Consider the following 25,511-nt stretch of genomic DNA (forward strand, 5'->3'; position numbering starts at 1 on the left):
GGCGCTGTCGTAGCGCTATGCTGGCAAGGAAAGGAATGCCAGGGGAGGCATCCTTGGATGCTTCATGGCCTGGTGGTGTGGTGAGCCTCAGAACAAAGTCTGATGCGCACAAGGTGAGGCCGTAGGTGTACGGGGGCGGATCCCAATGGCGCAAGTCAGGTCAGCGGATCGGCGCAGGAGGAGCGCTGGGTCAGGCGCTAGTCTGGGGTAGGATGCAAGGACCTTTCTTCGCGAGGATATCCCTGCCTCCATGACCAAACTCTCCGGCGACGGCCTCACCCCGGTCCGGCGCATGAAGCTCATCGCGCTGCTACTGCTGTTCCTGGCGGCAGCGCTCTATTGCCTGGCCACTGCCCTGGCGGCCAGCCATCCGGCCTGGGGCTACGCCGCCGCTTTCGCCGAGGCGGCCATGGTCGGGGCCATCGCCGACTGGTTCGCGGTGACGGCACTGTTCCGCCATCCGCTGGGCCTGCCGATTCCCCATACCGCCATCATTCCGCGTAACAAGGCCGGAGTTGGGCGCAAGCTGTCGGACTTCATCTGCCTGCATTTCCTCGCCACGCCCCAGGTGCTGGCCAAGCTGGAAGAGCTGGACGCCGCCACGCGCCTGGCGGGTTGGTTGCGCCAGCCGGACAACGCTGCTGCCGTCGCCAGTCAGGCCACCGGTGTCGCCCGCTATTCTCTGGAAGCCCTGCGCGAAGTACGGGTGCAGGCCTTCATCCGGCGGATGGCGGTGGAGCGGCTGCAGCGCCTGGATGTGGCGGCGCTGTCCGGCGAGCTGCTCGATATGCTGACCGCCGACAACCGTCACCAGGCGGTGCTCGACGAGGTGCTGCAGGAAATCGACCGGCTCTTGCAGGACGAGGAGACCCAGGCGCTGATCGCCCGCACCATCGGTGGTGAGCTGCGCACCCTCAAATACCTGGGGCTGGACGAGCGGGTCGGGCGCTGGTCGGCGATCAAGGTGGTGCAGGCGGTATCGCGCCTCATCGGCGAGATCAGCCATGACCGCGAGCACGAGTTACGTCGGCATTTCGATGGCTATCTGGTCGGCTTCATCGAACGTCTCAAGCAGGACCCGGCCTTCCGCTTGCGCGGCGAGCAGCTGCGCGATCGGTTGCTTGCGCATCCGGCGCTGGCTGGCTATCTGCAAGAACTGTGGGACGAATTGGTGAACTGGCTGCAGGCCGATCTTGCCGCCCCGGACTCGCGCATCCGCCGCCGCTTGGGCCGACTGCTGGCCGAGCTGGGTGAAACCCTGAGTCGCGACGAGGCCATGCGCCGCTGGATCAACGAGCAGCTGATGGCGGTGGCGCCGCCCTTCATCGACCGCAATCGGCGCCGCATCGGCGACTACATCGCCGACCGGGTAGCGGCCTGGGACACCGGCGAACTGGTCCAGCAGCTGGAGCAGAGTGTGGGCAAGGACCTGCAGTTCATCCGCATCAACGGCACCCTGGTGGGCGGCCTGGTGGGCTTGGTGCTGCATGCCCTGACGGTTTGGTTGGGGCCGGGGTAGGGTTTTCCAGCCTGATCGCGGCCATGGGCCGCTCCTACAGAAAATCACGCTTGGTAGGAGCGGCCCATGGCCGCGATGCTTCGAGTGCCAATAGCTCAATTCTGTTGCCGTACCCGTCCTCTCCTCTTGGATGTGAGCCGGGGAAAGGGTGTGCCCAAACCCCGCCTTTCAACGTGGAAAAGGCTGCGCCGTTTTCCACGCTACGGTTATTTGATGAGGTCATCCCCGCCACCCATCACCCCACCCGCACCCAGACGGCGGCGCGCGGACTAATCCTGATAGTCACTGTCCCGAGCGCCCCATGTATCGAATCGGCTTCGCCTGCATGTACCGTCATCCCGAGCGCAGTCTGTCGCTCAAGGAACTGGAGCAGATCGAGCGGACCTTCAACACCCGCACCACCACCCTGCGCTGGCTGGGTAGCGTCGAGCGTGCCGTGGCCGAGGCCAAGTTGCTGGACGTGGTCACCCACAACCTGGATGCCCAGCTGAGATTCGTCGAGCATGTCGCCGACCGGCCGGAAAACCTGCGCATGCTGCGCCTGAGCAGCGATCTGCTGCCCTTCTACAGCCACCCTGAGTTCGCCTACTTCTACCGCTCCCAAGAGCTGCAGGGCTTGCTGGCCGACCGCTTTGGCCGCCTGGGCGAGCTGGCGCGTCGTCGTGATGTGCGACTGTCGCTGCACCCGGGGCAATTCTGCGTGCTCGGCTCGGACCGCCCCGAGGTCGTGGAAAACAGCCTGAAGGAGTTCGAATACCACGCCGACATGATCCGGCTGATGGGCTACGGCCAGAAATTCCAGGACTTCAAGTGCAACGTGCACATCGCCGGCCGCCTGGGCGTGCCTGGCATCCGCGCGATCTGGCCGCGTCTCTCCACCGAGGCACGCAACTGCATCACCTTCGAGAACGATGAAAAGACCTACGGTGTCGACGACTGCCTGCAGCTGGCCGATCTCGCCCCGGTAGTGCTGGACATCCACCACTGCTGGATCCATGAGGAAGCCTACATCGACCCCTGGGAGCCGCGCGTGGAGCGTATCCTCGACAGCTGGCGCGGGGTGCGTCCGGCCATGCACTACTCCCAGCCGCCGGAGGCCCTGATGGAAATGGGCGTCTCGCCCACCGAGCGGATCGACATCAAGTTCCTGCTGCAGCAGATCAGCAAGCGGGTGCTCTATGCCCACAGCGACATGATGTGGAACGACTGGTGCAACCGCTACGCCTGCCAGTTCCTCGACCGCTTCGACATCATGTTCGAGGCCAAGCACAAGAACGTCACGGTGCGGGATTTCTACGATCGCTACCTGGGCGGCAACGGCAGCCTACCTCCAGCGGATCATGGAATTCTTGCGGGCCAGGATGCCGCCAACCCGTAGCGTGGAAAACCGAGCAGCGTTTTCCACGGGTAGGCACTGACGCCACCAGTGGACAAGGCTGCGCCGTTGTCCACGCTACGGGAGCTAGTACGTAGGTTGGCGCTGAGACGGCTCCATCGTCGAAGCCCAACGCAGAGGTTTAACCTTGGGCGCTGTTGGGCTTCGCTGCGCTCAGCGCCAACCTACGGGCGGGCCTGCATTCGCAACATGCCGCAATGAGCCCATCAGGCGATAGGCCGGAAGACCCGCTTAACTCAAGGGTCATCCTTCTGAACCGACCGTCGCGAGGCCCGCCATGCCGACCCGTCGCCATTTCCTGCAGACCACCACCGCCCTGGTTGCCGCCGTGACCGCTGCGCCCTGGCTGTGGCATAGCGCCCAGGCCGCCGAGCCGTTGCTGACCCGCAAGATCCCTCGCACCGGCGAGGCCTTGCCAGTGGTGGGTCTGGGCACCTCGGGCAATCTCGATGTCGATCTGAGCGACGCCGCCCTGGCGCCCTTGCAGGCGGTGCTCAAGGCGCTGCTCGACGGTGGTGGGAGCCTGATCGACACCGCGCCCAGCTATGGCAATTCCGAGCGGGTGGCCGGCGAGCTGGTGAAGCGCGCCCAGGCCAGGGAACAGGTCTTTCTCGCCACCAAGGTGTCGGCCACCGGTCGCCAACGCGGTGCTGCCCAGTTGGCTGCCAGCTTCAAGGCACTGCAGACCGATCGCCTGGATCTGGTCCAGGTGCACAACCTGCAGGACACCGCCACCCAGTTGGCGCTGCTGCGCGAACAGCAGCAGGCCGGCAAGGTGCGTTATGTCGGCGTCACCCACTATCGCGAAGCGGCGCTGGACGATCTGTTGGCCACGCTAAAAAAGGAGAAGGTCGACTTCGTACAGTTCAACTATTCGGTGGGGGAGCGTGAAGCGGAAAAGCACCTGCTGCCCTATTGCCGGGACCAGGGTATCGCCGTGCTGATCAATCGACCCTTCCAGCGCGGCAATCTGCTCTCCGGCACCCGAGGCAAGCCGCTGCCGCCGCTGGCCACTGAGCTGGGTGCCAGCAGCTGGGCGCAGCTGCTGCTCAAGTTCATCCTCGCCGACCCCGCCGTGACGGCCGTGATCCCGGCCACCAGCAATCCGCGCTACATGATCGACAACCTGCAGGCCGGCCGTGGTCGCCTGCCGGATGCGCGCCAGCGTGAGGCCATCGCCGGGCTGTTCGCCTAGATGAAGGACTGGCTCGGTCGCGTCCTCGACGCCCGCGCCGGCGAGTCGTCCGCGGCCCTGGCGGGCTTCGCATTGTTCCTCTGCCTGTTCGCCGGCTACTTCATGCTGCGGCCGATCCGCGAGGCCATGGGCATCGCCGGTGGGGTGGAGAATCTGCAGTGGCTGTTCACCGCTACCTTCCTGGTGATGCTGCTCGCCGTGCCGCTGTTCGCCTGGCTGAACTCGCGGGTGGCGCGGATCCGCTTCGTCGACTGGGTCTACGGCTTCTTCGCCCTCAACCTGCTGGGCTTCGCCGCCTGCTTCGCCAGCCTGGGCGACAACCTCTGGCTGGCGCGCACCTTCTACGTCTGGATCTCGGTCTACAACCTCTTCGTGGTCTCGGTGGCCTGGAGTCTGATGGCTGATGTCTTCGACGGCGCCCAGGCACGACGACTGTTCGCCTTCATCGCCGCCGGGGCCAGCGTCGGCGGGCTGCTCGGACCCGTGCTGGCTGCGGCCCTGGTGCCCCGGGTCGGCGAAGCGGGCCTGGCGCTGCTGGCTGCGGCGTTGCTGCTCCTGGCGCTCAGGCTCAAGGCCTATCTGATGGGCTGGCGCGAGACCCGGGGCGCCGGGCGCCCGGGTGCGTCGCCGACCGAGAGTCCGCGGCGACCGGTGGCCGGCAATCCCTTCAGTGGCCTGACCCGGGTCCTGGCATCGCCCTATCTGCTGGCGGTGAGTGCCTTCGTCATCCTGCTGGCCACGGTCAGCACCTTTCTCTACTTCGAGCAGGCACGGCTGGTGGCCGAGCTGTTTCCCGACCGCGCCCGACAGGTGCAGGTGTTCGGCCTGCTGGATTTCGTGGTCCAGGCCGGCGCCCTGGCCAGTCAGGTGCTGATTACCGGCCGCCTGGCCCAGCGCCTCGGGGTGCGGGTGCTGCTGGCCGGGGTGCCGCTGCTGATGTGTGTGGGTTTCGTGGGGCTTGCCCTGCTGCCCACCTTCGCCATGCTGGCCGGGCTGATGATCGTGCGGCGAATCGGCGAATACGCCTTCATCCGTCCGGGCCGCGAGATGCTCTTCGCGCCGCTGGACGCCGAGACCCAGTACAAGGCCAAGAACTTCATCGATACCGTGGTCTATCGCGCCGGTGACGCCGCCAGTGGCTGGGCCAAGAGCCTGCTGGATCTGCTCGGCCACGGTGCCTGGCTGCCGGCCCTCGTCGGTGCCGGTTGCGCGGCACTCTGGGCCGGGCTCGGCTTCTACCTGGGCCGGCGGGCGGATCAGGCGGCCCAGGCGAATGAAGCGGAGCGGCGCTGAATGCTGGCTGAATCGTTGTGGCCGGATACAACCCGGAATTCCGGGGCGTGGTCGATGGGGTGCTAAGGTGAGACCTTCTCTTTGCTGCTGAGCCTTCCATGTTCCGCTCCCGCGCCATGATGTACCTGGTCCTTTTCGTCCTGCACCTGTTCATCGGCATCAGCCTGATCGGTGATCTCGGCCTCGGCCTTGCCGGTCAGCTGCCGTTGTGGGCCTTGCTGATCCTGTCCTTCGTCCTGGTGCCCCTGGGGTTTCGCTCGCGGGACATGAATTCGCGCCTGCTGGCCTGGGCGGCGCTGATCGCCATGGGCGTGTTCTCCAGCCTGGCGGTGTTCAGCCTGCTGCGCGGTGTGATGGTGGCTTTTGCCAGCCTGATCGGCCAGCCGCTGGATGCCGCCTGGCGCGCCGGCAGCGCCTGGGTAGTGCTGGGCCTCGTGCTGCTGGTGGCGCTACGCAGCGTCTACAACGCCCGGCGTACCGCCAAGGTCAAGGAGGTAGAACTGACCCTGCCGGCACTGCCCGCCGCCCTGGAGGGGCTGCGTATCGTCCAGCTCAGCGACCTGCACATCGGCCCGACCATCAAGGCCGGCTACCTGCAGCGCATCGTCGAGCGGGTCAACGGCCTGGATGCCGACGTGGTGGCCATCACTGGCGATCTGGTGGACGGCAGCGTGGCCGAGTTGCGGCAGGAATTCCTGCCGCTGCAGCAGCTCAAGGCACGCCTGGGCACCTACGCCATCACCGGCAACCACGAGTACTACTCCGGTGCCGAGGCCTGGGTTCGGGCCTGGCGCGAGCAGGGGCTGACCCTGCTGATCGACGAGCACCGGGTACTGCAGCACCAGGGTACGCCCTTCGTGCTGGCCGGCATCACCGACTATTCGGCACCGCTCTACGTGCCCAGCCACAGGAGCGATGCCGCCGCCGCCTTCGCCGGTGCTCCGGAAGGGCTGTTCCGTCTGCTGCTGGCCCACCAGCCGCGCTCGGCCCCTAAGGCCGAAGCGGCCGGCGCCGACCTGCAGCTCTCCGGCCATACCCACGGCGGCCAGTTCTGGCCCTGGATGCACTTCGTGCGCCTGCAGCAACCCTGGGTGGCTGGCATCCACCGCCTGGGCCGACTGACCGTCTACATCAGCCGCGGCACCGGCTACTGGGGCCCGCCACTGAGATTCGGCGCGCCGAGCGAGATCACCCTGATCAGGTTGCGCCGGGGGTAGGGTTGACCCTGATAGCCGCCTTGAACAGCCGCTGTTCGATGAAGTCGACGAACACCCGGACCTTGGGGGAAAGATGGCGGCTGGAAGGCCAGAGCGCCCAGAACTGGCCTTCGTCCTGGGTATAGGCATCCAGCAGCGTCTCCAGTCGGCCCGCCGCGAGGGCCTCTCGGACCAGGAAGTCCGGCATGAAGGCAATACCATGACCGTCCTGCGCCGCCATGAGGATAGCTTCCATGTTGTTGAGGACCAGGGTGGTCGGCAGGTGCAGACGGCTAAGCAGTGGGTCGGCTGACAGGCTCCAATCCATGATCTTGCCGGTAGTCACGAAGCGGTAGCGCAGACAGTCATGCCGCTCCAGGTCTGCCAGGGCAATGGGATGCCCACGCCTTTGTAAATAGTCGGGTGCAGCGCACAGCACGAAGCGGAAGGGTCCCAGGCGCCGGGCCATCAACTTGTTATCGGCTAGACCACCGCTGCGGATGACCACATCGAAGCCTGCGTCGATCACGTCGACCAGTTCGTCGTTGAAGTCCAGCTCCAGCTCGATCTCCGGATAGTGTTGGCGAAAGAGCGCAAGGTGCGGGAGCAGGAAACGGTAGCCGATGGTCGGCAGACTGACCTTGAGCCGACCTTGGGGCGTCCGCGCCGCTTGGGAGAGTAGCGCCCGGGCATCTTCCAGCTCATCCAGAGCGCGCTTGCAGCGCTCGTAGAACAGGGCGCCTTCCGGCGTGAGACTGACCTTGCGTGTGCTCCGATGAAACAGTCGCACCTGCAGCGAGGCTTCGAGCTTAGCCACGTTCTTGCCGACGGCGGAGGCCGAGATGCCCATGGCCTGGCCGGCATTGACGAAACTTAAGGCATCCGCGGTCTTCACGAAGGCGACCAGGCTGGTCAGGCTATCCATTTTGATTGAATCCTTTGGCTCCGTTATCAGTGGATCTTAGTCCTGTTTATCCCTGATTGCGTCCTGGATAAGGTGGATGAAACTCCATCGCGCGCTCACCCCGGCAGTTTGGCCAATTGTCGAATCCGCAGGACTTTCTTCATGTACAGGTCTCCAGCCGTGGCCATGCCCACGGCGCCCGCTCGCTATCCGATCGTCTTCGCCATCTGCCTGGCTGCCTTGGTATTACCGCTGAGTTTCACGGGCGGCGCGGTGGCAACGCCTACCATAGGCGCAGCGTTGCACGCCGATGCCGTGGCCATGGCCTGGATCACTAATGCCTTCATGCTCAGTTTCGGCAGTCTGCTCATGGCCGCGGGAACCCTGGCAGATCGCTATGGCCGCAAGCGACTCTTTCTCGCCGGTGTGGCGAGCTTCACCCTGGTCTCCCTGCTGCTTGCGGTGGCCCCTTCGATCCTCTGGTTCGACGGCTTGCGAGCCGCTCAGGGCGTTGCGGCAGCCGCGGCCTTGGCGGGAGGCAGTGCGGCTCTGGCTCAGGAATTCGAGGGGCCGGCGCGCACGCGCGTCTTCAGCCTGCTCGGCACGACCTTCGGACTGGGGCTGGCCTTTGGCCCGTTGCTTACCGGGATCTTGCTGGACGAATGGGGCTGGCGGGCCATCTTCCTGAGTATCGCCTTGCTGGCCGGTAGCTCCGCGCTGGTCGCCTGGAAATGGTTGCGAGAGAGTCGCGATCCACAGGCGAGTCAGCTCGATGTCCCGGGGGTACTGTACTTCTCCTGTACGCTGATCGCCTTCACCTCCGCCATCATCCTGGGACCATGCGAGGGATGGACCTCGCTGGCAGTGACGTCCCTGCTCCTTCTTGCAACGCTCGGTTTGCTGCTGTTCGTACGCAAGCAGCTGAGGAGTCAACGCCCGATGCTGGAGTTACGGCTGTTTCGCCTGCCGCGCTTTCTCGGTGTGCAGCTGCTGCCCATCGGTACCTGCGTCTGCTACATCGTGTTCATCGTCCTGTTGCCCCTGCGGCTGATCGGTGTAGAAGGTCTGGGGGCGACCCAGGCGGGCCTAATTTTGCTGGCTTTGACCCTGCCACTGCTGGTGCTCCCCCTACTGGCGGCCTGGCTGACGCGCTGGCTGCCTGCCGGTTATCTCTGCGGCCTCGGCTTCCTGCTCGCGGCAGCGGGTCTCATGGCGCTCAGCGGCCTACCCTTGGGTGGGGCACCACTGCCGCTGCTGCTGTACCTGACCGTGATCGGCGTGGGGACCGGGCTGCCTTGGGGGCTGATGGATGGCCTGGCGCTCAGTGTCGTCCCAAAGGAGCGTGCCGGCATGGCGGCCGGTATCTTCAATACCACTCGAGTCGCGGGGGAGGGGGTAGCCTTGGCGCTGGCTTTGGCATTCTTGAGCTGCTTGATAGAAAGGCATCTCACCCAGGCGCTGGCCGATTGGTCTGTCCCGGCGAGGCAGGCGTTGGCTCAGCAAGCGGCGATGGGCGATCTCAAGAATTTACCTCCGGCTATGTCCGGGGTGCTCCAAGGTGCTTACTTGCATAGCTTCGACACCCTGCTGCAAGGCGCGAGTCTCGTGACCGCGCTGATTGGGTTGATCACCTTGGTGATGCTGAGGCCCATACGCGCGAAATAGAGCGATCTGACAAGCCTGGGCTACTGGCGTATCCCGTCAAACGCCGGCGGGATGATCCTGATCGGGGCCACTGTCGACGACTGCCGCTCGACTCGGGGCGTGAGCTGAAATCCGTGAACTACACGGAAAAAGTCCCTTGCCCTCATGGCGTAAGTTCTTATCCTCACCTCAATTTCACCCGGACGCCCCAGCGTCCAAGGACAATCTGCAACACGGATAAGGATGTATCGCCATGACGAGGACAGTGGCTTTCTTGCTGGTCCCCGAGGTGCTCATGCTGGATTTCTCCGGGCCGGTGGAGGTGTTTTCCATCGCCAATCGCTATCTGCCAGCGGCTGACCACTATCGCATTGTGACCATCGCAGCCGGGCGCCGGCGGACCCTGCGCTGTTCCAATGGCATGACGATACGCACGGATCTCACTACCCAGCAGCCGCCTGCTGCCTATGATCTGCTGCTGGTACCCGGTGGTCCGGGGGCCTACCTGGAGCCACACCCGGACATCGCCACCTGGTTACGCCAGGTGCCCGAGCGCTGCGGGCGCTACGGGGCTGTCTGCACCGGCACCTTTCTGCTCGGCAGCGCCGGCCTGCTCGATGGCCGGCGGGTGACCACGCACTGGAATTATCGCGAGCGCCTGGCGCGGCGCTTTCCTCGGGCCCAGGTGACCGCCGACGACATCTACCTGAGCGATGGTCCGCTGCTGAGCTCGGCCGGGGTCACCGCCGGCATCGACCTGGCGCTGGCGCTGGTGGCCGAGGATCACGGCAAGGCAATCGCCCGGGAGGTGGCCAAGGTGCTGGTGGTGGTGACACAGCGGCAGGGCAAGCAGGCCCAGTTCAGTCCGCTGTTCGACGAGCCCGAGGCGGCCACCGCCATCACCCGCGTGCAGCACCACATCGTGGCGAACATCGACCAGGCCTATTCGATCAGCCGGCTCGCCGAGCTGGCGACCATGGGCACCCGCAACTTCGCCCGGGTGTTCAAGCGCGACACCGGCATGACGCCGCTGGAGTTCGTCCTGCGGGCGCGCATCGATCACGCCCGTGGATTGCTGGAGACCAGTGACCTGCCTTTGAAAACGGTGGCCTTTCGCAGTGGCTTCGCCAGCGACAGGTGCATGCGCGCCGCTTTCCAGGGCCATCTGGGGCTGACCCCGGCTCAGTACCGCTACCAGTTCAGCTGAAATCGGCCACCGATGGCGGTATCACGCCCATCGATGGCAGCTTATGGCCGTAGATCGTCATACAACTGGCCTGGGCAGCGGCCAGAATGGTCGTACCTATCGGCAAGGAGAGGCGCATACCGTCGAGGGGCTGCGGAGCCTGGTGCCCCGCAGTCCCCGAGGCAAGGTGGCGCGACACGGTCATGCAAGAGCTCAAGTCCCTGGAAGACGCCAGTGCCTTCCGCTTCTGCGGCCTGGTCCTGGATACGCGACGGCGCCTGCTGCTGGATGGCGAGCGTGTGCTGCCCCTCGGCGGACGGGCCCTGGATATCCTGCGGGTGCTGCTGCAAAAACCCGGCGAGCTGGTCGGCAAGCAGACCCTGATGGCCCGGGTCTGGCCTGGCGCGGTCGTCGAGGACATCAATCTGCGGGTGCACATCTCGGCCCTGCGCCGGGTGCTGCGCCCCTATAGCACCCAGGATCCCATCCTCAGCGCCCGGCATCGTGGCTACGGTTTCGCCCTGGCGGTAGAGCGCCTGAGCGAAGAAGACCTCACGCCGCTGGCCGAGACGCCGCTGCCCCTAACGCCCCTGGAGGGGCGCGAGACCAGCCTGGTCGAACTACGCCGCTTGCTCGCTCAACGCCGCCTGGTGTCGGTGGTGGGCACCGGCGGTGTCGGCAAGTCGCTGCTGGTCCAGCATCTGCTGCCTACATTGGCGGAGGGCTTCCCCGATGGGGTACAGAGTCTCGATCTCGCGGCACTGGGCCACATGATGGCGCCGGTTGAGCGGCTCGCCAGTGACCTGGGACTCGCCAGTGGCAGTGGTCTGCCGGCGCTGCAGGAAGCCCTGGCCACGCGGCGCCTGCTGCTGGTGCTGGACAACGCCGAGCGGCTGGTCGAACCCGCGGCCTGGCTGGTGGAGAACCTGCTGCAAGGCTGTCCACAGCTCAGGGTGCTGGTTACCAGTCGCGAGGCCCTGCGCGTGGAGGGGGAGGCCGTGTTGCGCCTGGCACCGTTGCCGGTCGCGAATTCACCTTCGCGGCATCTGCGCGACGCCATGCGCGAGCCGGCTTTTCGGTTGTTCGTCCGGCGCGCCCGGGCGCGGCTGCCAGGGCTGCAACTGCGACCGACCGACGTGCAACTGGTGGGCGAGATCTGTCGTCGCAGCGAAGGTGTGCCCCTGGCGCTGGAGATCCTGGCCGAGCAGGTGGCGGCCCTGGGCCTGCACGGAGTACTGGCACAACTCGACGGCGGCTATTATCTGAGCGTAGCCGGGCGGCGTACTGCGGCGCAGCGCCAGCGCAGCCTCGGCGCCATGCTCGACTGGAGTCTGCACAGCCTGAGCGAATCCGAGTTCGGCGTGCTGGCGACCCTGGCCGAGGCCGGGGAGCATTTCAGTCGTCAAGAGGCCCTGCGGCTGGCGGCGCAGCGCGGGCTAGAGGAGGCCTTGTTCATCCCTCTCCTGGGGCAACTAGTGGACAAGTCGCTGATCCTGGTAGCGGGCAGTGGGGCGACCCTAGGCTACCGCCTGCTGGCCATGCTGCGCCTGCACCTGCGCCAGTTCCGCCAGCAACCGCCGCTCCAGGGCCTGCTGCTGCCAGGCCAGCGGCGGGATCCCGACGGCACGGGTGAATACCCGGCTCAGATGCGCCTGGTCGAAGAAGCCGCATTCCAGGGCGATCGCCGCCAGGGGTAATTCGCGCTTGGCGAGCAATTGCTGGGCGCGATGGAGGCGCTGCTGGCGCAACCATTCCAGCGGGGCGAGCCCGGCGCTGAGCTTGAACTGGCGGGTGAAGTGACTGCGCGACAGACCGCAGACGGACGCGACCTGGCTGACGCTGATGCCGCGCTCCAGATGCTGCAGCAAGACTTCCTTGGCCAGCCGTTCCTGCCAGGCGGCCAAACCGACCAGTCGGGTACTGGATAGAGCCAGGGTGCTATCGACGGTCATGGACATGGCGCTCTCCCTATCAAACCAGCCGCGTGGCGCGCTGGCCTGGATGAGAATGATTCCCTGCAGTTGTCTGACGTGCGAGTTGGCTATCGTTAATTAGCGTTAAAACGGCAACGGTCTAGGCGCAATACTGTCGCGACGGGCCTGGTCGACTGTGCCGGCGAGCCAGCAGGTGCCAGCCCAGCAGGGCGAGGCCGAGCAGTCCGGCGAGCAGCAGGGGCGCCGGGCCATAGGCCTTGAGTGCGGCGAGCAAGGCCAGGATGTGTTGTTCGAACAGTCGCCCCAGGGCCAGGCCGGAGCCGATCCACAGGGTGGCGCCGCCCAGGTCATAGGCCAGGAAACGCCGCAAGGGCATGGCACTGGCGCCCGCGCTCAGGGTGGCGAGGGCCGCGGCGCCGGGGACGAACTTGGCGAACAGCAGCAGGCCGGGCAGGCGGGTGGCGGCAGGGACATGGTGGCCAGGCAGGTGGCGCAGCAGCCAGGCGCCATGGCGCCGACCGGCCCAGTACCAGAGCAGATCGGCCACGCCGGTGACCGCCACGCTGGCCAGCAGCGCCAGGAGCAACTCGGCTTCATCGGCCGCGGCGCCCATCACCAGCAAAGACGGATAGGCCGGTACCGGCAGGCCCAGCTGTTCGCCAAAGACGTTCAGCGTCAGCCAGAGGGTGGCGTTACCGGCCACCAGGGAAGTCAGGGCTTGGGTGCTCATGGCGCGTTCTCGGCAAGGGGAGGCCGTGGGAGCGGCCTCCGGGCTTGGCGCCTGCTACGCGGGCGCAGGCAGGCTCAGGGCATTTGCGGCAGTTCGTTGGGCCGCAGATCGAACACCAGCACCTCGGCATCGGTCCCGTGGGCCAGCTGCAGCTCGCGCTCGCCGCGCAGCCTTGCGCCGTCACCGGCCTGCAGCAGGACGCCATTCAGCTCCAGGCTGCCGCGGGCGACGTGCACATAGGCATGGCGCTCGGGGGCCAGTTGCAGCGTGGCGCTTTCGCTGCCGTCGAACAGGCCGGCGTAGACCCGGGCGTCCTGACGCACTTCCAGCGAGCCCTCGGCGCCGTCCGGCGAGATGATCAGGGCCAGACGACCACGCTTGGCCTCGGCGCTGAAGTGCTGCTGCTGGTAGCGCGGTTCGGCGCGGCGCACGTTGGGCACGATCCAGATCTGCAGGAAATGCACACTCTCGCGCTCGGAGTGGTTGAACTCGCTGTGGCTGACGCCACTGCCGGCGCTCATCAGCTGGACGTCGCCCGGGCGGATCACCGAACCGGTGCCCAGGCTGTCCTGATGCTCCAGGGCGCCTTCGAGCACATAGGAGAAGATCTCCATGTCGCGGTGCGGGTGCTCGCCGAAGCCCTGGCCCCCGGTCACGGTGTCGTCGTTGATCACCAGCAGGTCGGAGAAGCCCTGTTCCGCCGGATTACGGTAGCTGGCGAAGGAGAAGGTGTGGAAGGACTTGAGCCAGCCGTGGTTGGCGGCGCCGCGATCGGAAGCTTTACGAATGGCCAGCATGATGAGGCTCCTTGTCTTGAGTGGGGCGCGGTCTGTTCCGACGCCATGGAAGTCATCCTACTGTGGCGTCCCGGTTTGATTAACGAGCTGGGAGGAGAATGGTCGTCCTGTTCTGGTTGACGATACCTTTCGCCAAAGGACGCCTTCTTGTTTGTCGTGATCGTTACAGCTGACGCGGACGGACAGGCCAGAGCCGTACCGCCAGGGCCAGCAGGGCGGTCGCCAGCGCCAGGCCGGCGACGCCATTCCAGCCCATGCGGGCCAGCAGCAGACTGCCCAGCGCCGCGCCGCTGGCCATGCCAATGAACATGCCGGTAAAGAGCACCGCGTTGAGGCGACTGCGCGCCTCGGGTTCCAGGCCGTAGACCTGCGCCTGGTGGGCGATCAGGGTGGCCTGGACGCCAAGGTCGAAGACCACCGTCGCCAGCGCTAGCAGTACCAGACCGGTCACGCCTGGCAACCAGGGCAGCAGGAGCAGGCTGGCAAAGGCCGTGGCCGCCAGGCCGATGCCCAGGCGCGTCACCCATTCCGAACCATGGCGATCCGCCAGGCGGCCGGCCCAGGGCGCGGCCAGGGCACCGGCGGCACCGGCCAGGCCGAAGGCGCCGGCGGCGGCGCTGCCCAGCTGGAAGGGCCCGGCGTGCAGATAGAGGGCGAGGGTCGACCAGAAGGCGCTGAAGCCTACGGACAGCAGCCCTTGCGCCAGGGTCGCCCGGCGCAGCGCGGCATGCCGGCGCCAGAGGGCGCCCAGGGAGCCGAGCAGGGCCGGATAGCTGAGCCGGGTGGTGGCGGCGAAGGCGGGCAGCCCGCGCCACACTGCCACGGCGATGGCGGCGATGCTGAGGGCAGCGAACAGATAGACCGCGCGCCAGCCCAGCCACTCGCCCACCAGGCCGCTCACCACCCGCGACAGCAGGATGCCCAGCAGCAGCCCCGTCATCACCGTGCCGACGATACGGCCTCGCTCGGCCGGTGGTGCCAGGGTCGCGGCGGCGGGGACCAGGTCCTGGGCCACGGTGGCGGCCAGGCCGGTGACCAGGCTGGCCACCAGCAACGCATGCAGCCCCGGCGCCAGGCTGGCGCCGAGCAACGCCAGCAGCAGCACGGCCAGCTTGGCCAGGATGATGCGGCGGCGGTCGAAGCGATCGCCCAAGGGCGCGAGTAGCAGCAGCCCCAGGGCATAGCCGAGCTGGGTGAGGGTGGGGATCAGTCCCACGTCGGCAGCGGGCGCGGGCAGGGCACTGGCCAGGGTGCCCAGCAGGGGCTGGCTGTAATAGAGGTTGGCCACGCTGAGGCCGGCGCCGGTGGCCAGCAGGCCGAGCAGGGCCGGGGACAGACTGCCGCGGTGAAGCGAGGTCTGGCTATGCGAGAGTGGAATGTCGGTCATGGCGATTCTCCGGGTGGGAAGACGATGAGCGCATTCTTCGCTAGAGTGGTCGCTGCTTGTAGCCGAACGCGGGGTACAGGGGGTATACGTAGGCCGTATGAACACCACCTTTACCCATGATCGGCTCGACTTGCTGGAAACCTTCGTGCGCATCGTCGAGGCCGGCAGCCTGTCGGCGGCTGCACGCCAGCTCGGCACCACCCAGCCCACCGTCAGCCGGCGCCTGCAAGCGCTGGAGTCCGCGCTGCAGGTGCGCCTGGTGCAGCGCTCGACCCACGCCCTGCGCCTGACCGAGGATGGTCAGCGCTGCTACCGCCAGGCCCAGCAACTGCTCGGTGACTGGCAGGCCTTCGCCGCCGCCTTGCACGGCGCTCATGCCGAGCCCGAGGGGCGGCTGCGGGTGGTGATGCCCCATGCCTTCGGCCAGGAGCAGTTGCTCGATCCGCTGGAGACCTATCTACGGCGCTATCCGGGCATGCAAGTGGACTGGGTACTCAGCGACCGGGCGCCGAATTTCGTCGCCGATGGCGTCGACTGCGCCATCCGGGTGGGCGTGGTGGAGGACCCGGACACGGTGGCGGTGCGCCTGGGTGACGTCCAGCGCATCCTGGTGGCAGCGCCGGAACTGGCAGGAGCTCTTGCGGCACCCGAAGCGCTGACGGCGCTGCCCTGGATCGCCATGACCCAGTTCTACCAGACCGAACTGCGCCTGCAGCTTCGCGCCTCCGGCGAAAGCCGGCTCATCCCCTTGCGCCCGCGGCTGGCCACCGAGAGTCTCTTCGTCGCCCGTCATGCCGCGGTGCGTGGTCTGGGCTGCGCGGCGCTGTCGCACTGGATGGTGCGCGAGGACGTCGCCGCCGGTCGCCTGGTACACCTGCTACCCGAATGGCAGGCGGCGCCCCTGCCGATCTATCTCATCTATCCCTACGCCCGGGTCTATCCGGCGCGGCTGCGCCTGTTCCTCGACTTGGTGCGCGAAGCCTGTGCGCAGATGCTGGATGTGACAGCGCCCGCCTGATCGCAACGATCAGGCGGGCGCTTCGTAGCCAGTGGCGATCAGGCCAGACGGGCCAGACGCTTTGGTCGCCGTCCATCCAGGCTCAGGGCTCCGGCACCAAAGGCCGCTACCTGCAATAGGCCGCCGGTGATGGCGATGTTCTTGAGGAAGTGGATCAGCTGGTTTTGATCGGCGAACTGGCTGTGGAACACCGCGGCGGTCACCAGGGTGAAGCCAGCCATGGCGATCGCCACGGGGCGAGTGCGATAGCCGATCAGCAAGAGGGTGGCGAGGCCCAGCTCCACCGCCAGGGCGCCAAGGTAGGCCAGCTCGACGAAGGGCAGACCCATGGCGGCGATGTAGCCCTTGGTCGCCGCCGGGGCAAGCAGCTTGCCCACGCCGCTGAACAGGAAAAGGCTGGCGAGCAGCAGGCGGCCGGTGGTGGCGGTAAAGGCTTGGGTGGTGTTCATGATGACTGTCCTTTCCAGATCCGGCATCCGTCATGGATGCGATGGAGCTAGATTACTGTCCACTCAGCAGTCGATTAAGTAGCTTAAGTGCGTTTAATAGTCTCCCTAAGGTTGACTGTGTAAGGCGTGCCGTCACCTTCTGTGACCTGAATCCATTCAGCAATACGCCACAGCACAGACGTACAAAAACCAGCACAGACGTCCAAGGCCGCTCACCGTCGTTCGGGCGAAAGTCCACCCCATCGACGGCTCGGGCATAGGTATCTCCCGCTGCCGACGCTGGCATCAGGAGGATGGGCCATGGGTAATGTACGGCTGGATCTGGGACTCTTGTTCCTGCGCCTTGGGGGCGCTGGAATGCTGCTGACGGTGCACGGCCTGCCCAAGGCGCTGCACTTTCGCGAGCAGCTCGGCCTGATCGAGGACCCGCTGCACCTGGGGGCCTGGCCGACGCTGGGCTTCGCCGTCTTCGCCGAGGTGCTCTGTCCGCTGCTGATCGCCCTGGGCTGGGCGACGCGCTTGGCCTGCCTGCCAATCCTCGGGTTGTTGCTGATCGCCCTGCTGGTGGTGCACCCCGAGTGGTCTCTGGAGCAGGGCCAGTTCGGCTGGCTGCTGCTGGTGCTGTTCGGCACCCTGGCGCTCACCGGGCCGGGTCACTATTCGCTGGAGGCGCGGCTGAGCGGGCGTCATGCGGCTCACGCGGGTTTCGCGAGGGCGTTGTCGTGAGTGCCGCGGTTGGACAGGACCTCCACCAGGCGCACAGTCGCATCGTCACCCTGGTAATCCGCCACCAGCCTCTGGCCGACCAACAGGACGCCTACCAGCGCTGGCTGCAGCGCGCGGTCACCGCTGCCCGTGACGCCTGTGGCCATCTCGGTGTGGATGTCATCCCGCCGGCCGAGGAGGGCGCTGCCTTCACCACTCTGGTGCGCTTCGCCGACGTCGAGCGGCTGCAGGCCTGGCTGGCCTCACCAGAGCGCCAGGCCTTGATCGCCGAGGTGGCGCCGCTGTTGCACGGAGCCGATGCGCCCGAAGTGCATGCCGACGCCGAGTTCTGGTTCAACCCGCCGCGCCCCGGGGTGCGCCAGCCACCGGCCTGGAAGCAGGCGGTGCTGACCTACCTGGTCATTGCGCCCCTGACGATGCTGATCCCGCCGCTGTGGCAGCCGCTGTTCGCGCGCTATCCCGTGCTGGCCGGCACTGTGCCGAGCAACCTGCTGATCACCCTGTGCATCGTGCCGCTGGTGGTGTTCCTGATCATGCCGAGGGTGAGCCGCCTGTGCGCGCCCTGGCTCAACGCCCGCTCGGGCGCCTTTTTCACTCCTTCCACCCACAGAGGCGAGCAGCCATGAGCACCTTCACCACCCGCGACGGCGTCGAGATCTATTTCAAGGACTGGGGCAGTGGCAAGCCCGTGCTGTTCAGCCACGGCTGGCCGCTGGACGCCGACATGTGGGACTACCAGATGCACCATCTGGCCAGCCATGGCTATCGCGCCATCGCCTTCGACCGGCGCGGTTTCGGGCGCTCCGGCCAGCCGTGGAATGGCTATGACTACGACACCTTCGCCGACGACATCAAGGAGCTGATCGAGCACCTGGATCTGCGCGACGTCACCCTGGTGGGCTTCTCCATGGGCGGTGGCGATGTCACCCGCTACCTGGCGCGCCACGGTTCGGCGCGGGTCGGCAAGCTGGCGCTGCTCGGCGCCGTCACCCCGCTGTTCGGGCAGAAGCCGGACTTCCCCCAGGGCGTCGACCAAGGCGTTTTCGACGGTATCCGCGGCGGTCTGCTGAAGGACCGTGCCCAGTTCCTGGCTGACTTCGCCCCGGTGTTCTATGGCACCAACCAGGGCCAGCAGGTCTCCGAAGGCGTTTTCACCCAGACCCTCAACATCGCCCTGCTGGCTTCGCTCAAGGGCACGGTCGACTGCGTCACCGCCTTCTCGGAAACCGACTTCCGTCCGGACATGGCCAAGATCGACGTGCCGACCCTGGTGATCCACGGCGACGCCGATCAGGTGGTGCCCTTCGCGACCACCGGCAAGCTGGCGGCCGAGCTGATCCGTGGCGCCGAGCTCAAGGTGTACGCCGGCGCCCCCCACGGCTTCGCGGTGACTCACGCCGAGCAGCTGAACCGCGACCTGCTGGCCTTCGTCGCCGGCTGAGCCTTCCCGGGCGCCCTGCGCCCGGACTTCTGATCCTGGTCCCGGAGGCCACATGCAACACGCCGATCTGATCCTGCACAACGGCAAGCTCCACACCGTCGATCCCGAGCGCCCCGAGGCGACCGCGGTCGCCATCAAGGACGGCGTCTTTCTTGCCGTGGGTAGCGACAGCGACGTCATGGCCCATCGCGGCCCGGGCACCCAGGTGGTCGACCTGCGCGGTCGCCGCGCCATCCCGGGCCTCAACGACTCCCACCTGCACCTGATCCGCGGTGGCCTGAACTACAACCTGGAACTGCGCTGGGAAGGCGTGCCCTCGCTGGCCGACGCCCTGCGCATGCTCAAGGACCAGGCCGAGCGCACTCCGGCGCCCCAATGGGTACGGGTGGTGGGCGGCTGGAACGAATTCCAGTTCGCCGAGCGCCGTCTGCCGACCCTGGAAGAGCTCAACCAGGCCGCGCCGGACACCCCGGTGTTCATCCTGCACCTCTATGACCGGGCCCTGCTCAACCGCGCCGCCCTGCGTGTCGTGGGCTACACCAAGGACACGCCCAATCCGCCAGGCGGTGAGATCCAGCGCGACGCCCGGGGCGAGCCCACCGGCATGCTCATCGCCCGGCCCAACGCCATGATCCTCTACGCCACCCTGGCCAAGGGGCCCAAGCTGCCGCTGGAATACCAGGTCAACTCCACCCGCCAGTTCATGCGTGAGCTCAATCGCCTGGGCCTGACCAGCGCCATCGACGCCGGCGGCGGCTTCCAGAACTACCCGGACGACTACCAGGTCATCCAGGAGCTAGCCGATGCCGACCAGCTCACCGTACGCATCGCCTACAACCTCTTCACCCAGAGGCCCAAGGAAGAGCTGGCCGACTTCAGGAACTGGACCAGCAGCGTTACCCTGCACCAGGGCACCGACTTCCTCCGCCACAACGGCGCCGGCGAGATGCTGGCCTTCTCCGCGGCCGATTTCGAAGACTTCCTCGAACCGCGGCCGGACCTGCCGTCCAGCATGGAGGCCGATCTGGAGCCGGTGGTGCGCCACCTGGTGGAGCAACGCTGGCCGTTCCGCCTGCACGCCACCTATGACGAATCCATCTCGCGCATGCTCGACGTCTTCGAGCGGGTCAATCGCGACGTGCCCTTCAACGGGCTGCCCTGGTTCTTCGACCACGCCGAGACCATCAGTCCGCGCAACATCGAGCGGGTCAAGGCCCTCGGCGGCGGCATCGCCATCCAGGACCGCATGGCCTTCCAAGGCGAATACTTCGTCGACCGCTATGGTGCCAAGGCCGCCGAGCAGACCCCGCCGATCCAGCGGATGCTCGCCGAAGGCGTACCGGTAGGGGCGGGGACCGATGCCACCCGCGTCTCCAGCTACAACCCCTGGACCTCGCTGTACTGGATGGTCAGCGGCCGTACCGTCGGCGGCCTGGCGCTCTATCAGGAGGGCCTGCCGCGGGCCACCGCCCTGCAGCTGTTCACCCAGGGCAGTGCCTGGTTCTCCTCGGAACAGGGCAAGAAGGGCCAGCTGCGGGTCGGCCAGCTGGCCGACGTGGCAGTGCTCTCGGCGGATTTCTTCACCGTCGAGGAAGACGCCATCAAGCACCTGGAGTCGGTGCTGACCGTGGTCGGCGGCCGCATCGTCCATGGTGCCGAGGAGTTCGATCGCCTCGGCCCGGCGCCCTTGCCGGTCACGCCGGACTGGTCGCCCGTGGTCAAGGTGCCCGGCCACTGGAAGCCTGGCGCGCCCCTGCAGGCTGCCGTGCACCAGTGCGCCGGCGCCTGTTCCGTGCATGGTCACGGCCATGAGCGGGCGCGCCAGAGCCAGGTGCCGGTGAGCGACTTCAGTGGCTTCTGGGGCGCCTTCGGCTGCTCCTGCTTCAGCTTCTGAGGAGCGTCCGCCATGACCGCCGCCGCCCTGACTCCCAACACCGCCTCGCCCTGGCAGCCCCTGCGCCAGCGCACCTTTCGCTGGCTGTGGCTGGCCAGCATCGCGTCCAACATCGGTACCTGGATGCACGAGGTAGGCGCCGGCTGGCTGATGACCTCGCTGTCGGCCAGTCCCCTGGCGGTGGCCCTGGTCCAGGTGGCGGGGGCGTTGCCGATGTTCCTGCTGGCGCTGCCAGCCGGTGCCCTGGCCGACATCGTCGACCGCCGTCGCTATCTGCTCGGCGTGCAGCTGTGGATGGCCGCGGTGGCCCTGGCTCTGGCCGGGTTGACCCTGGCCGGCTGGATGACCGTACCCCTGCTCCTGGGGCTGACCCTGGCCATGGGCGTGGGCACCGCGCTGATGCTGCCGGCCTGGTCGGCGCTCACCCCCGAGCTGGTGGACAAGCGCGAGCTGCCGGCCGCCATCGCCCTGTCCAGCCTGGGCATGAACGTGGCCCGTGCCCTGGGACCGGCCCTGGCCGGGGTGCTGGTCAGCCTGGCCGGTCCCTGGCTGACCTTCGCCCTTAACGCCGTTTCCTTCCTTGCCGTCATCGTCGCGCTCCTGACCTGGCGACGCCAACCTGCAGCCGCCGTGCTGCCCGCGGAGCGCCTGCTGGGCGCCGTCCGGGTCGGCCTCCGCTATGCCCGCAGCTCGCTCCAGCTGCAGGTGGTGCTGGCCCGGACCGCCGCGTTTTTCCTCGGCGCCAGCGCCGGCATGGCCCTGTTGCCACTGCTGGTGCGCCAGGCCCTGCAGGGCACCGCCCTGGATTTCGGCATCCTGCTCGGGTGCGTCGGCCTGGGTGCCATCGGCGGCGCCATGCTCCTGCCGCGGCTGCGCGAACGGCTGTCCAGCGACCTGCTGGTGGCCGGTGCCAGTGCGCTCTATGCCGGCGTGCTGCTCGGCCTGGCCTGGATTCGCGACTTCGCCTGGCTGCTGCCGGTCATGCTGGTCAGCGGTTTGGCCTGGATCGCCGTGCTCTCCAGCCTGCAGGTGGCGGCCCAGACCGTCGTGCCCGGCTGGGTGCGCGCCCGTGCCCTGGCCGTCTACATCCTGGTGTTCTTCGGCACCAGCGCCCTGGGCGGCTTGCTCTGGGGCGCCCTGGCCAGTCACTTCTCCCTGAGTCTGGCGCTGAGCGCGGCGGCCGGGGTGCTGCTGGCCGGGATCGGGCTGACCTGGCGCCTGCGTCTGCCGGTCACCCCGGCGGCCGATATCGCCCCTTCGCTGCACTGGCCGGCGCCGATCCTCGACGACTCCCTGGATCGCGAACGCGGTCCGGTGATGGTCACCCTGGAGTACGACATCGCCCCCGAGCATGGTCCGGCCTTTCGCCAGGCGATGCAGGCGGTCGGCGCCATGCGCCGGCGCAACGGTGCCTTCTCCTGGGCCCTGCTGCAGGACAGCGCCGAACCACGCCGCTGGCAGGAATTCTTCTGCGATGAATCCTGGCTGGAGCACCTGCGCCACCACCACCGCGTCACCCAGGGCGAACAGCGCCTGGAAGCGGCGGCGCGGCAGTACCAGACCCCTGACGTACCCATCGCCATCCGTCATCTCCTGGGCGGCGCCTGACGCCGCCCTTCACCCCCAAGCACCACCACTCCCCCGAGGACTCCACCATGAGCAAGCCCTACAACCGTCTCGACAAGAACGATGCCGTCGTCCTGCTGATCGACCACCAGGCCGGTCTGATCTCGCTGGTTCAGGATTTCACCCCCAGCGACTTCAAGAACAACGTCCTGGCCCTGGCCAACAGCGCCAAGTTCTTCGGCCTGCCCACCATCCTCACCACCAGCTTCGAGCAGGGCCCCAACGGCCCGCTGGTGCCCGAGCTGGTCGAGCTGTTTCCCGAGGCCCCGTACATCGCCCGCCCCGGCCAGATCAATGCCTGGGACAACGAAGACTTCGTCGCCGCCATCAAGGCCACCGGCCGCAAGCAGCTGATCATCGCCGGCGTGGTGACCGACGTCTGCGTGACCTTCCCGGCACTGGCGGCCATTGCCGAAGGCTTCGACGTCTTCGTGGTGACCGATGCCTCCGGCACCTTCGACAAGACCGTGCAGCAGGCTGCCTGGGCGCGCATGAGCGCCGCTGGCGTGCAGCTGATGAACTGGTTCAGCGTGGCCTGCGAACTGCACCGCGACTGGCGCAACGACATCGAGGGCCTGGGTGCCCTGCTGTCCAACCACATCCCCAACTACCGCAACCTGATGACGAGCTACGCCAAGCTGGCCGCCAAGTAAGAGCCTATCCAAAGTCTGCTGCGCGTCGGCCAAACGGCGTTGAAGAGGCCCTGGGTCGCCAGCCCGGTCGGAATGCTCATTTACTATTTGTAAACTCCGCTTCCTCAGGCCTCTTCGCCTTGTTTGGCTCTAGCTCGCGAGACTTTGAACAGACTCTAAGGTAACGACAGTCAGGCGCCTCTCCCGGCGCCTGACCTTCGCGGAGGGATGCCGTGAATCGCAACGACCTGCGCCGCATCGACCTGCACCTGCTGGTGGTGTTCGAAAGCCTGATGCACGAGCGCAACCTTACCCGCACCGCGGAAAAACTCTTTCTCGGCCAGCCGGCCATCAGCGCCGCCCTGGTGCGCCTGCGGCAATTCTTCGACGATCCGCTGCTGGTGCGCAGTGGCCGCGCCATGGAACCCACGCCGCGCGCCCTGGCCATCCTCGCCCGTCTGCAACCGGCTCTGGACGGCCTGTCCAATGCCCTGAGCGAGGTCGACGACTTCGATCCCGGCGCCAGCCGTGCGGTCTTTCGCCTGGGCATGTCCGACGATGTCGAGTGCGGCCTGTTGCCGCCGCTGCTGGCCCACCTGCGCGAGGTGGCGCCGTACTGCGTGCTGGTGGTCCGCAACGCCAACTTCCTGCTGCTGCCCGGCCTGCTGGCCAGTGGCGAGGTGTCCCTGGGCATCAGCTACACCACCCAGCTGCCGGCCAACGCCAAGTGCCGCACCCTGAGGCACATCCGCGCCCTGGTGGTTCGCGCCGACGCCGATCCCGCGCCTCTGACCCTGGACGACTACTGCGCCCGGCCCCATGTGCTGGTGTCCATGTCCGGCGATCTTTGCGGCAACATCGACGACGATTTGGCGCGCCTCGGGCGCAGCCGCAAGGTAGCCCTGGGCGTGCCCCATTTCAACGGTCTCGGCGCCTTGCTGGCGGGCAGCGACCTGCTCGCCACAGTGCCCGACTATGCCGCCCGGGCGCTGGCCGCCAGTGGCAGTCTGCGCATCGAGGAACCGCCGTTTCCCATCGTTCCGGCGAAGCTGTCGCTGGTCTGGCGCGCCGCTCAAGACCTGGACCCAGGAGAGCGCTGGCTGCGCGGCGAGATCGTCAAATTCATGGGCGAGACGTCCTAGCAATTCGGGCTATCAGCGGCATCGATAAGCGCTATCCGCCGGTACGATTTATTGGCGAAGGGGTTGGCTTTCTAGGATGGCTGCATGTCTTACGGAGCCCCTCCCATGAACCTCGCCACCTTCCGCAATGCCCTTCGCCTGCTGGCCTGCGCCGGCTTCCTTGCCCTGCTGGCCGGTTGCGCCAGTTCCCACAACGCCTATCTCAAGGACGGCCACACGGCCTACCTGGTGCAATGCAATGGGGTGTTCGGCAGCTGGTCCGGCTGCGCCGGCGAGGCGGCCGCGCGCTGTCCCACCGGCAGCTACCAGGTCCTTGCCCGCAACCACCTCGATGGCGCCAGCGAAGCCCAGGCCGAGGCCAGCGTCGCCGGTCAGTCCTATCCAGTGCGCAATCTGCTGGTGCAGTGCCAGGGCGAACAACTGGCCTGGCGGGTGGGTACTTTCGTCCGCCGTATACCGGTGAGCGAAGGCTAGTCCACCAAGGCTTCTTCCAATACCCGCAAGAATTCCCGCGCCGCCGGTGTCGGCAGCGGCGACCAGATCGCATGGACGTTACGCTGCGGGGCATCGCTGACCGGTACCTGGGCCAGGCCCGCGAAGGTGATGGCGATACTGTGAGGCACCAGCCCGATCGCCAGCCCACGACGGACAAAGCGTTCCAGCAGCTGCATATTGCTCGTCTCGAAGCGCACGCGATGGGGCAGGCCCAGGGCGGCGAAGGCCTCATCGGTCTGCCGCCGCGCCCCGCTGCCGGCGGGCAGGTCCACCAGCGGCAGATCCATCAGCTCATGCAGGGAGAGTCGCTCGCGTCTGGCCAGGACGTGCCCTGCCGGCAGCACCGCCACCAGCTCCTCGCTGAGCAGCAGACGGCTGGCCACCGCCTCCAGGGTCACCTGGCGGGACAGGCCGATCAGGGCGAAATCCAATTGCCGCTCGCGCACCGCCGCCAGCAGCGTCTCGCTCTTGTCCTGGCGCAGCCGGATGTCCACCTGAGGATGGCGGGCATGGAAGGTGGCCAGCAACTCGACGATATCCAGGCGGGGCACCGAGGAGATCAGGCCGACCGTCAGGGTGCCGCGAATGGTGCCGACCGCGGCGGCCACGTCCTGCTGCGCCCTTTCCACCGCCGCTAGCGCCTGACGGGCATGGACCAGCAGGGCCTCGCCCGCCGGGGTGACGAGTACCTGGCGCGGCAGGCGTTCGAACAGGGTGGCGCCCAACTCGGCCTCCAGCCGGGCGATCTGGTGGCTGAGCGCCGACTGCACCACGTGGCAGCGTTCGGCGGCCCGGGTGAAGTGGCGCTCCTCGGCCAGGGCGACGGCGAACTCCAACTGTTTGAGATTCATGGGTTCTATCTTGAAATGAGATCGGGATTATCTTAACGATTCATTTAACCGATAGC

Annotated in this window: 23 protein-coding genes and 1 pseudogene; 17 read left to right on the plus strand and 7 right to left on the minus strand. The window is 67.0% G+C overall.

From position 1 onward, the window contains the following. Nucleotides 1-250 precede the first annotated feature (250 nt). The 5 genes from APT59_RS02595 (at nucleotide 251) to APT59_RS02615 (ending at nucleotide 6,620) form a co-directional block, all read left to right on the plus strand. A complete protein-coding gene (locus APT59_RS02595; RefSeq protein WP_059313413.1) occupies nucleotides 251-1,519 on the plus strand; it encodes a DUF445 domain-containing protein in 1,269 nt (422 codons plus the stop codon). A 301-nt stretch (nucleotides 1,520-1,820) separates the two neighbouring features. After that, nucleotides 1,821-2,897 (plus strand): UV DNA damage repair endonuclease UvsE, encoded by a 1,077-nt coding sequence (uvsE, locus tag APT59_RS02600; protein WP_059313414.1) that lies wholly within the window; start codon nucleotides 1,821-1,823, stop codon nucleotides 2,895-2,897. Between the two features lie 295 nt (nucleotides 2,898-3,192). Continuing rightward, on the plus strand, nucleotides 3,193-4,110 hold the full coding sequence (locus APT59_RS02605) for an aldo/keto reductase (RefSeq protein ID WP_059313415.1): 918 nt from the start codon (nucleotides 3,193-3,195) through the stop codon (nucleotides 4,108-4,110). Continuing rightward, nucleotides 4,111-5,403, plus strand: coding sequence for an NTP/NDP exchange transporter (locus APT59_RS02610; protein WP_059313416.1), 1,293 nt, complete (start codon nucleotides 4,111-4,113; stop codon nucleotides 5,401-5,403). A gap of 98 nt (nucleotides 5,404-5,501) precedes the next feature. Next, on the plus strand, nucleotides 5,502-6,620 hold the full coding sequence (locus tag APT59_RS02615) for a metallophosphoesterase (protein WP_059313417.1): 1,119 nt from the start codon (nucleotides 5,502-5,504) through the stop codon (nucleotides 6,618-6,620). Here APT59_RS02615 and APT59_RS02620 read toward each other — a convergent pair. Beyond that, on the minus strand, nucleotides 6,601-7,524 hold the full coding sequence (locus APT59_RS02620; RefSeq protein ID WP_059313418.1) for a LysR family transcriptional regulator: 924 nt from the start codon (nucleotides 7,522-7,524) through the stop codon (nucleotides 6,601-6,603). The genes APT59_RS02615 and APT59_RS02620 overlap by 20 nt on opposite strands. Before the next feature lie 165 nt (nucleotides 7,525-7,689). Between APT59_RS02620 and APT59_RS02625 the strand changes: the two genes are divergently transcribed. The 3 genes and pseudogenes from APT59_RS02625 to APT59_RS22815 form a co-directional block, all read left to right on the plus strand. Further along, nucleotides 7,690-9,168 carry an MFS transporter gene (locus tag APT59_RS02625; protein ID WP_059316810.1) on the plus strand — a complete coding sequence of 493 codons (1,479 nt, stop codon included), beginning with the start codon at nucleotides 7,690-7,692 and terminating at the stop codon, nucleotides 9,166-9,168. A gap of 232 nt (nucleotides 9,169-9,400) precedes the next feature. After that, nucleotides 9,401-10,354, plus strand: a complete 954-nt coding sequence (locus tag APT59_RS02630) for a GlxA family transcriptional regulator (protein ID WP_174523122.1) — start codon at nucleotides 9,401-9,403, stop codon at nucleotides 10,352-10,354. A gap of 182 nt (nucleotides 10,355-10,536) precedes the next feature. Continuing rightward, nucleotides 10,537-11,229 (plus strand): annotated as a pseudogene (locus tag APT59_RS22815) (winged helix-turn-helix domain-containing protein); the annotation flags it as partial. A 621-nt stretch (nucleotides 11,230-11,850) separates the two neighbouring features. Here APT59_RS22815 and APT59_RS22050 read toward each other — a convergent pair. The 4 genes from APT59_RS22050 to APT59_RS02660 all read right to left on the minus strand — a co-directional run bounded on the left by APT59_RS22050 (nucleotide 11,851) and on the right by APT59_RS02660 (nucleotide 15,181). Next, a complete protein-coding gene (locus APT59_RS22050; RefSeq protein ID WP_082696270.1) occupies nucleotides 11,851-12,291 on the minus strand; it encodes a helix-turn-helix domain-containing protein in 441 nt (146 codons plus the stop codon). A 115-nt stretch (nucleotides 12,292-12,406) separates the two neighbouring features. Beyond that, entirely contained in the window at nucleotides 12,407-12,997 is a 591-nt protein-coding gene (locus APT59_RS02650) for a DedA family protein (RefSeq protein ID WP_059313423.1), read from the minus strand. 74 nt (nucleotides 12,998-13,071) lie between these two features. Next, complete coding sequence (locus APT59_RS02655) at nucleotides 13,072-13,794, minus strand: pirin family protein (RefSeq protein WP_059313424.1); 723 nt, start codon at nucleotides 13,792-13,794, stop codon at nucleotides 13,072-13,074. Between the two features lie 163 nt (nucleotides 13,795-13,957). Further along, entirely contained in the window at nucleotides 13,958-15,181 is a 1,224-nt protein-coding gene (locus APT59_RS02660) for an MFS transporter (protein WP_059313425.1), read from the minus strand. A 97-nt stretch (nucleotides 15,182-15,278) separates the two neighbouring features. Here APT59_RS02660 and APT59_RS02665 point away from each other — a divergent pair, with 97 nt between their 5' ends. Then, complete coding sequence (locus tag APT59_RS02665; protein WP_059313426.1) at nucleotides 15,279-16,199, plus strand: LysR family transcriptional regulator; 921 nt, start codon at nucleotides 15,279-15,281, stop codon at nucleotides 16,197-16,199. A gap of 38 nt (nucleotides 16,200-16,237) precedes the next feature. On the opposite strand, the gene APT59_RS02670 is transcribed toward APT59_RS02665, so the two are convergent. Further along, complete coding sequence (locus APT59_RS02670) at nucleotides 16,238-16,648, minus strand: DoxX family protein (RefSeq protein WP_059313427.1); 411 nt, start codon at nucleotides 16,646-16,648, stop codon at nucleotides 16,238-16,240. A gap of 300 nt (nucleotides 16,649-16,948) precedes the next feature. Here APT59_RS02670 and APT59_RS02675 point away from each other — a divergent pair, with 300 nt between their 5' ends. From APT59_RS02675 to APT59_RS02710, 8 genes are all read left to right on the plus strand, one after another. After that, complete coding sequence (locus APT59_RS02675; RefSeq protein ID WP_059313428.1) at nucleotides 16,949-17,374, plus strand: DoxX family protein; 426 nt, start codon at nucleotides 16,949-16,951, stop codon at nucleotides 17,372-17,374. Further along, the gene (locus APT59_RS02680) at nucleotides 17,371-18,000 is read left to right on the plus strand and encodes an antibiotic biosynthesis monooxygenase (protein ID WP_059313429.1); all 630 of its coding nucleotides are present in this window, start codon (nucleotides 17,371-17,373) and stop codon (nucleotides 17,998-18,000) included. Before APT59_RS02675 ends, APT59_RS02680 begins: the two co-directional genes overlap by 4 nt. After that, on the plus strand, nucleotides 17,997-18,815 hold the full coding sequence (locus tag APT59_RS02685) for an alpha/beta fold hydrolase (protein WP_059313430.1): 819 nt from the start codon (nucleotides 17,997-17,999) through the stop codon (nucleotides 18,813-18,815). Before APT59_RS02680 ends, APT59_RS02685 begins: the two co-directional genes overlap by 4 nt. 52 nt (nucleotides 18,816-18,867) lie before the next feature. Next, complete coding sequence (locus APT59_RS02690) at nucleotides 18,868-20,709, plus strand: amidohydrolase (RefSeq protein WP_059313431.1); 1,842 nt, start codon at nucleotides 18,868-18,870, stop codon at nucleotides 20,707-20,709. A gap of 12 nt (nucleotides 20,710-20,721) precedes the next feature. Then, on the plus strand, nucleotides 20,722-22,317 hold the full coding sequence (locus tag APT59_RS02695) for an MFS transporter (protein ID WP_059313432.1): 1,596 nt from the start codon (nucleotides 20,722-20,724) through the stop codon (nucleotides 22,315-22,317). Nucleotides 22,318-22,364: 47 nt separating this feature from the next. After that, a complete protein-coding gene (gene ycaC / locus APT59_RS02700) occupies nucleotides 22,365-22,988 on the plus strand; it encodes an isochorismate family cysteine hydrolase YcaC (protein WP_059313433.1) in 624 nt (207 codons plus the stop codon). Between the two features lie 212 nt (nucleotides 22,989-23,200). Next, on the plus strand, nucleotides 23,201-24,109 hold the full coding sequence (locus APT59_RS02705; protein WP_059313434.1) for a LysR family transcriptional regulator: 909 nt from the start codon (nucleotides 23,201-23,203) through the stop codon (nucleotides 24,107-24,109). A 105-nt stretch (nucleotides 24,110-24,214) separates the two neighbouring features. Beyond that, nucleotides 24,215-24,583 carry a hypothetical protein gene (locus APT59_RS02710; protein ID WP_059313435.1) on the plus strand — a complete coding sequence of 123 codons (369 nt, stop codon included), beginning with the start codon at nucleotides 24,215-24,217 and terminating at the stop codon, nucleotides 24,581-24,583. On the opposite strand, the gene APT59_RS02715 is transcribed toward APT59_RS02710, so the two are convergent. Continuing rightward, nucleotides 24,580-25,455 (minus strand): LysR substrate-binding domain-containing protein, encoded by an 876-nt coding sequence (locus APT59_RS02715; protein ID WP_059313436.1) that lies wholly within the window; start codon nucleotides 25,453-25,455, stop codon nucleotides 24,580-24,582. The two genes, APT59_RS02710 and APT59_RS02715, sit on opposite strands and share 4 nt — an antisense overlap. Nucleotides 25,456-25,511 lie beyond the last annotated feature (56 nt).

Origin of the sequence: Pseudomonas oryzihabitans, assembly GCF_001518815.1 — a bacterium.
GTDB classification, from domain to species: Bacteria; Pseudomonadota; Gammaproteobacteria; order Pseudomonadales; family Pseudomonadaceae; genus Chryseomonas; species Chryseomonas oryzihabitans_E.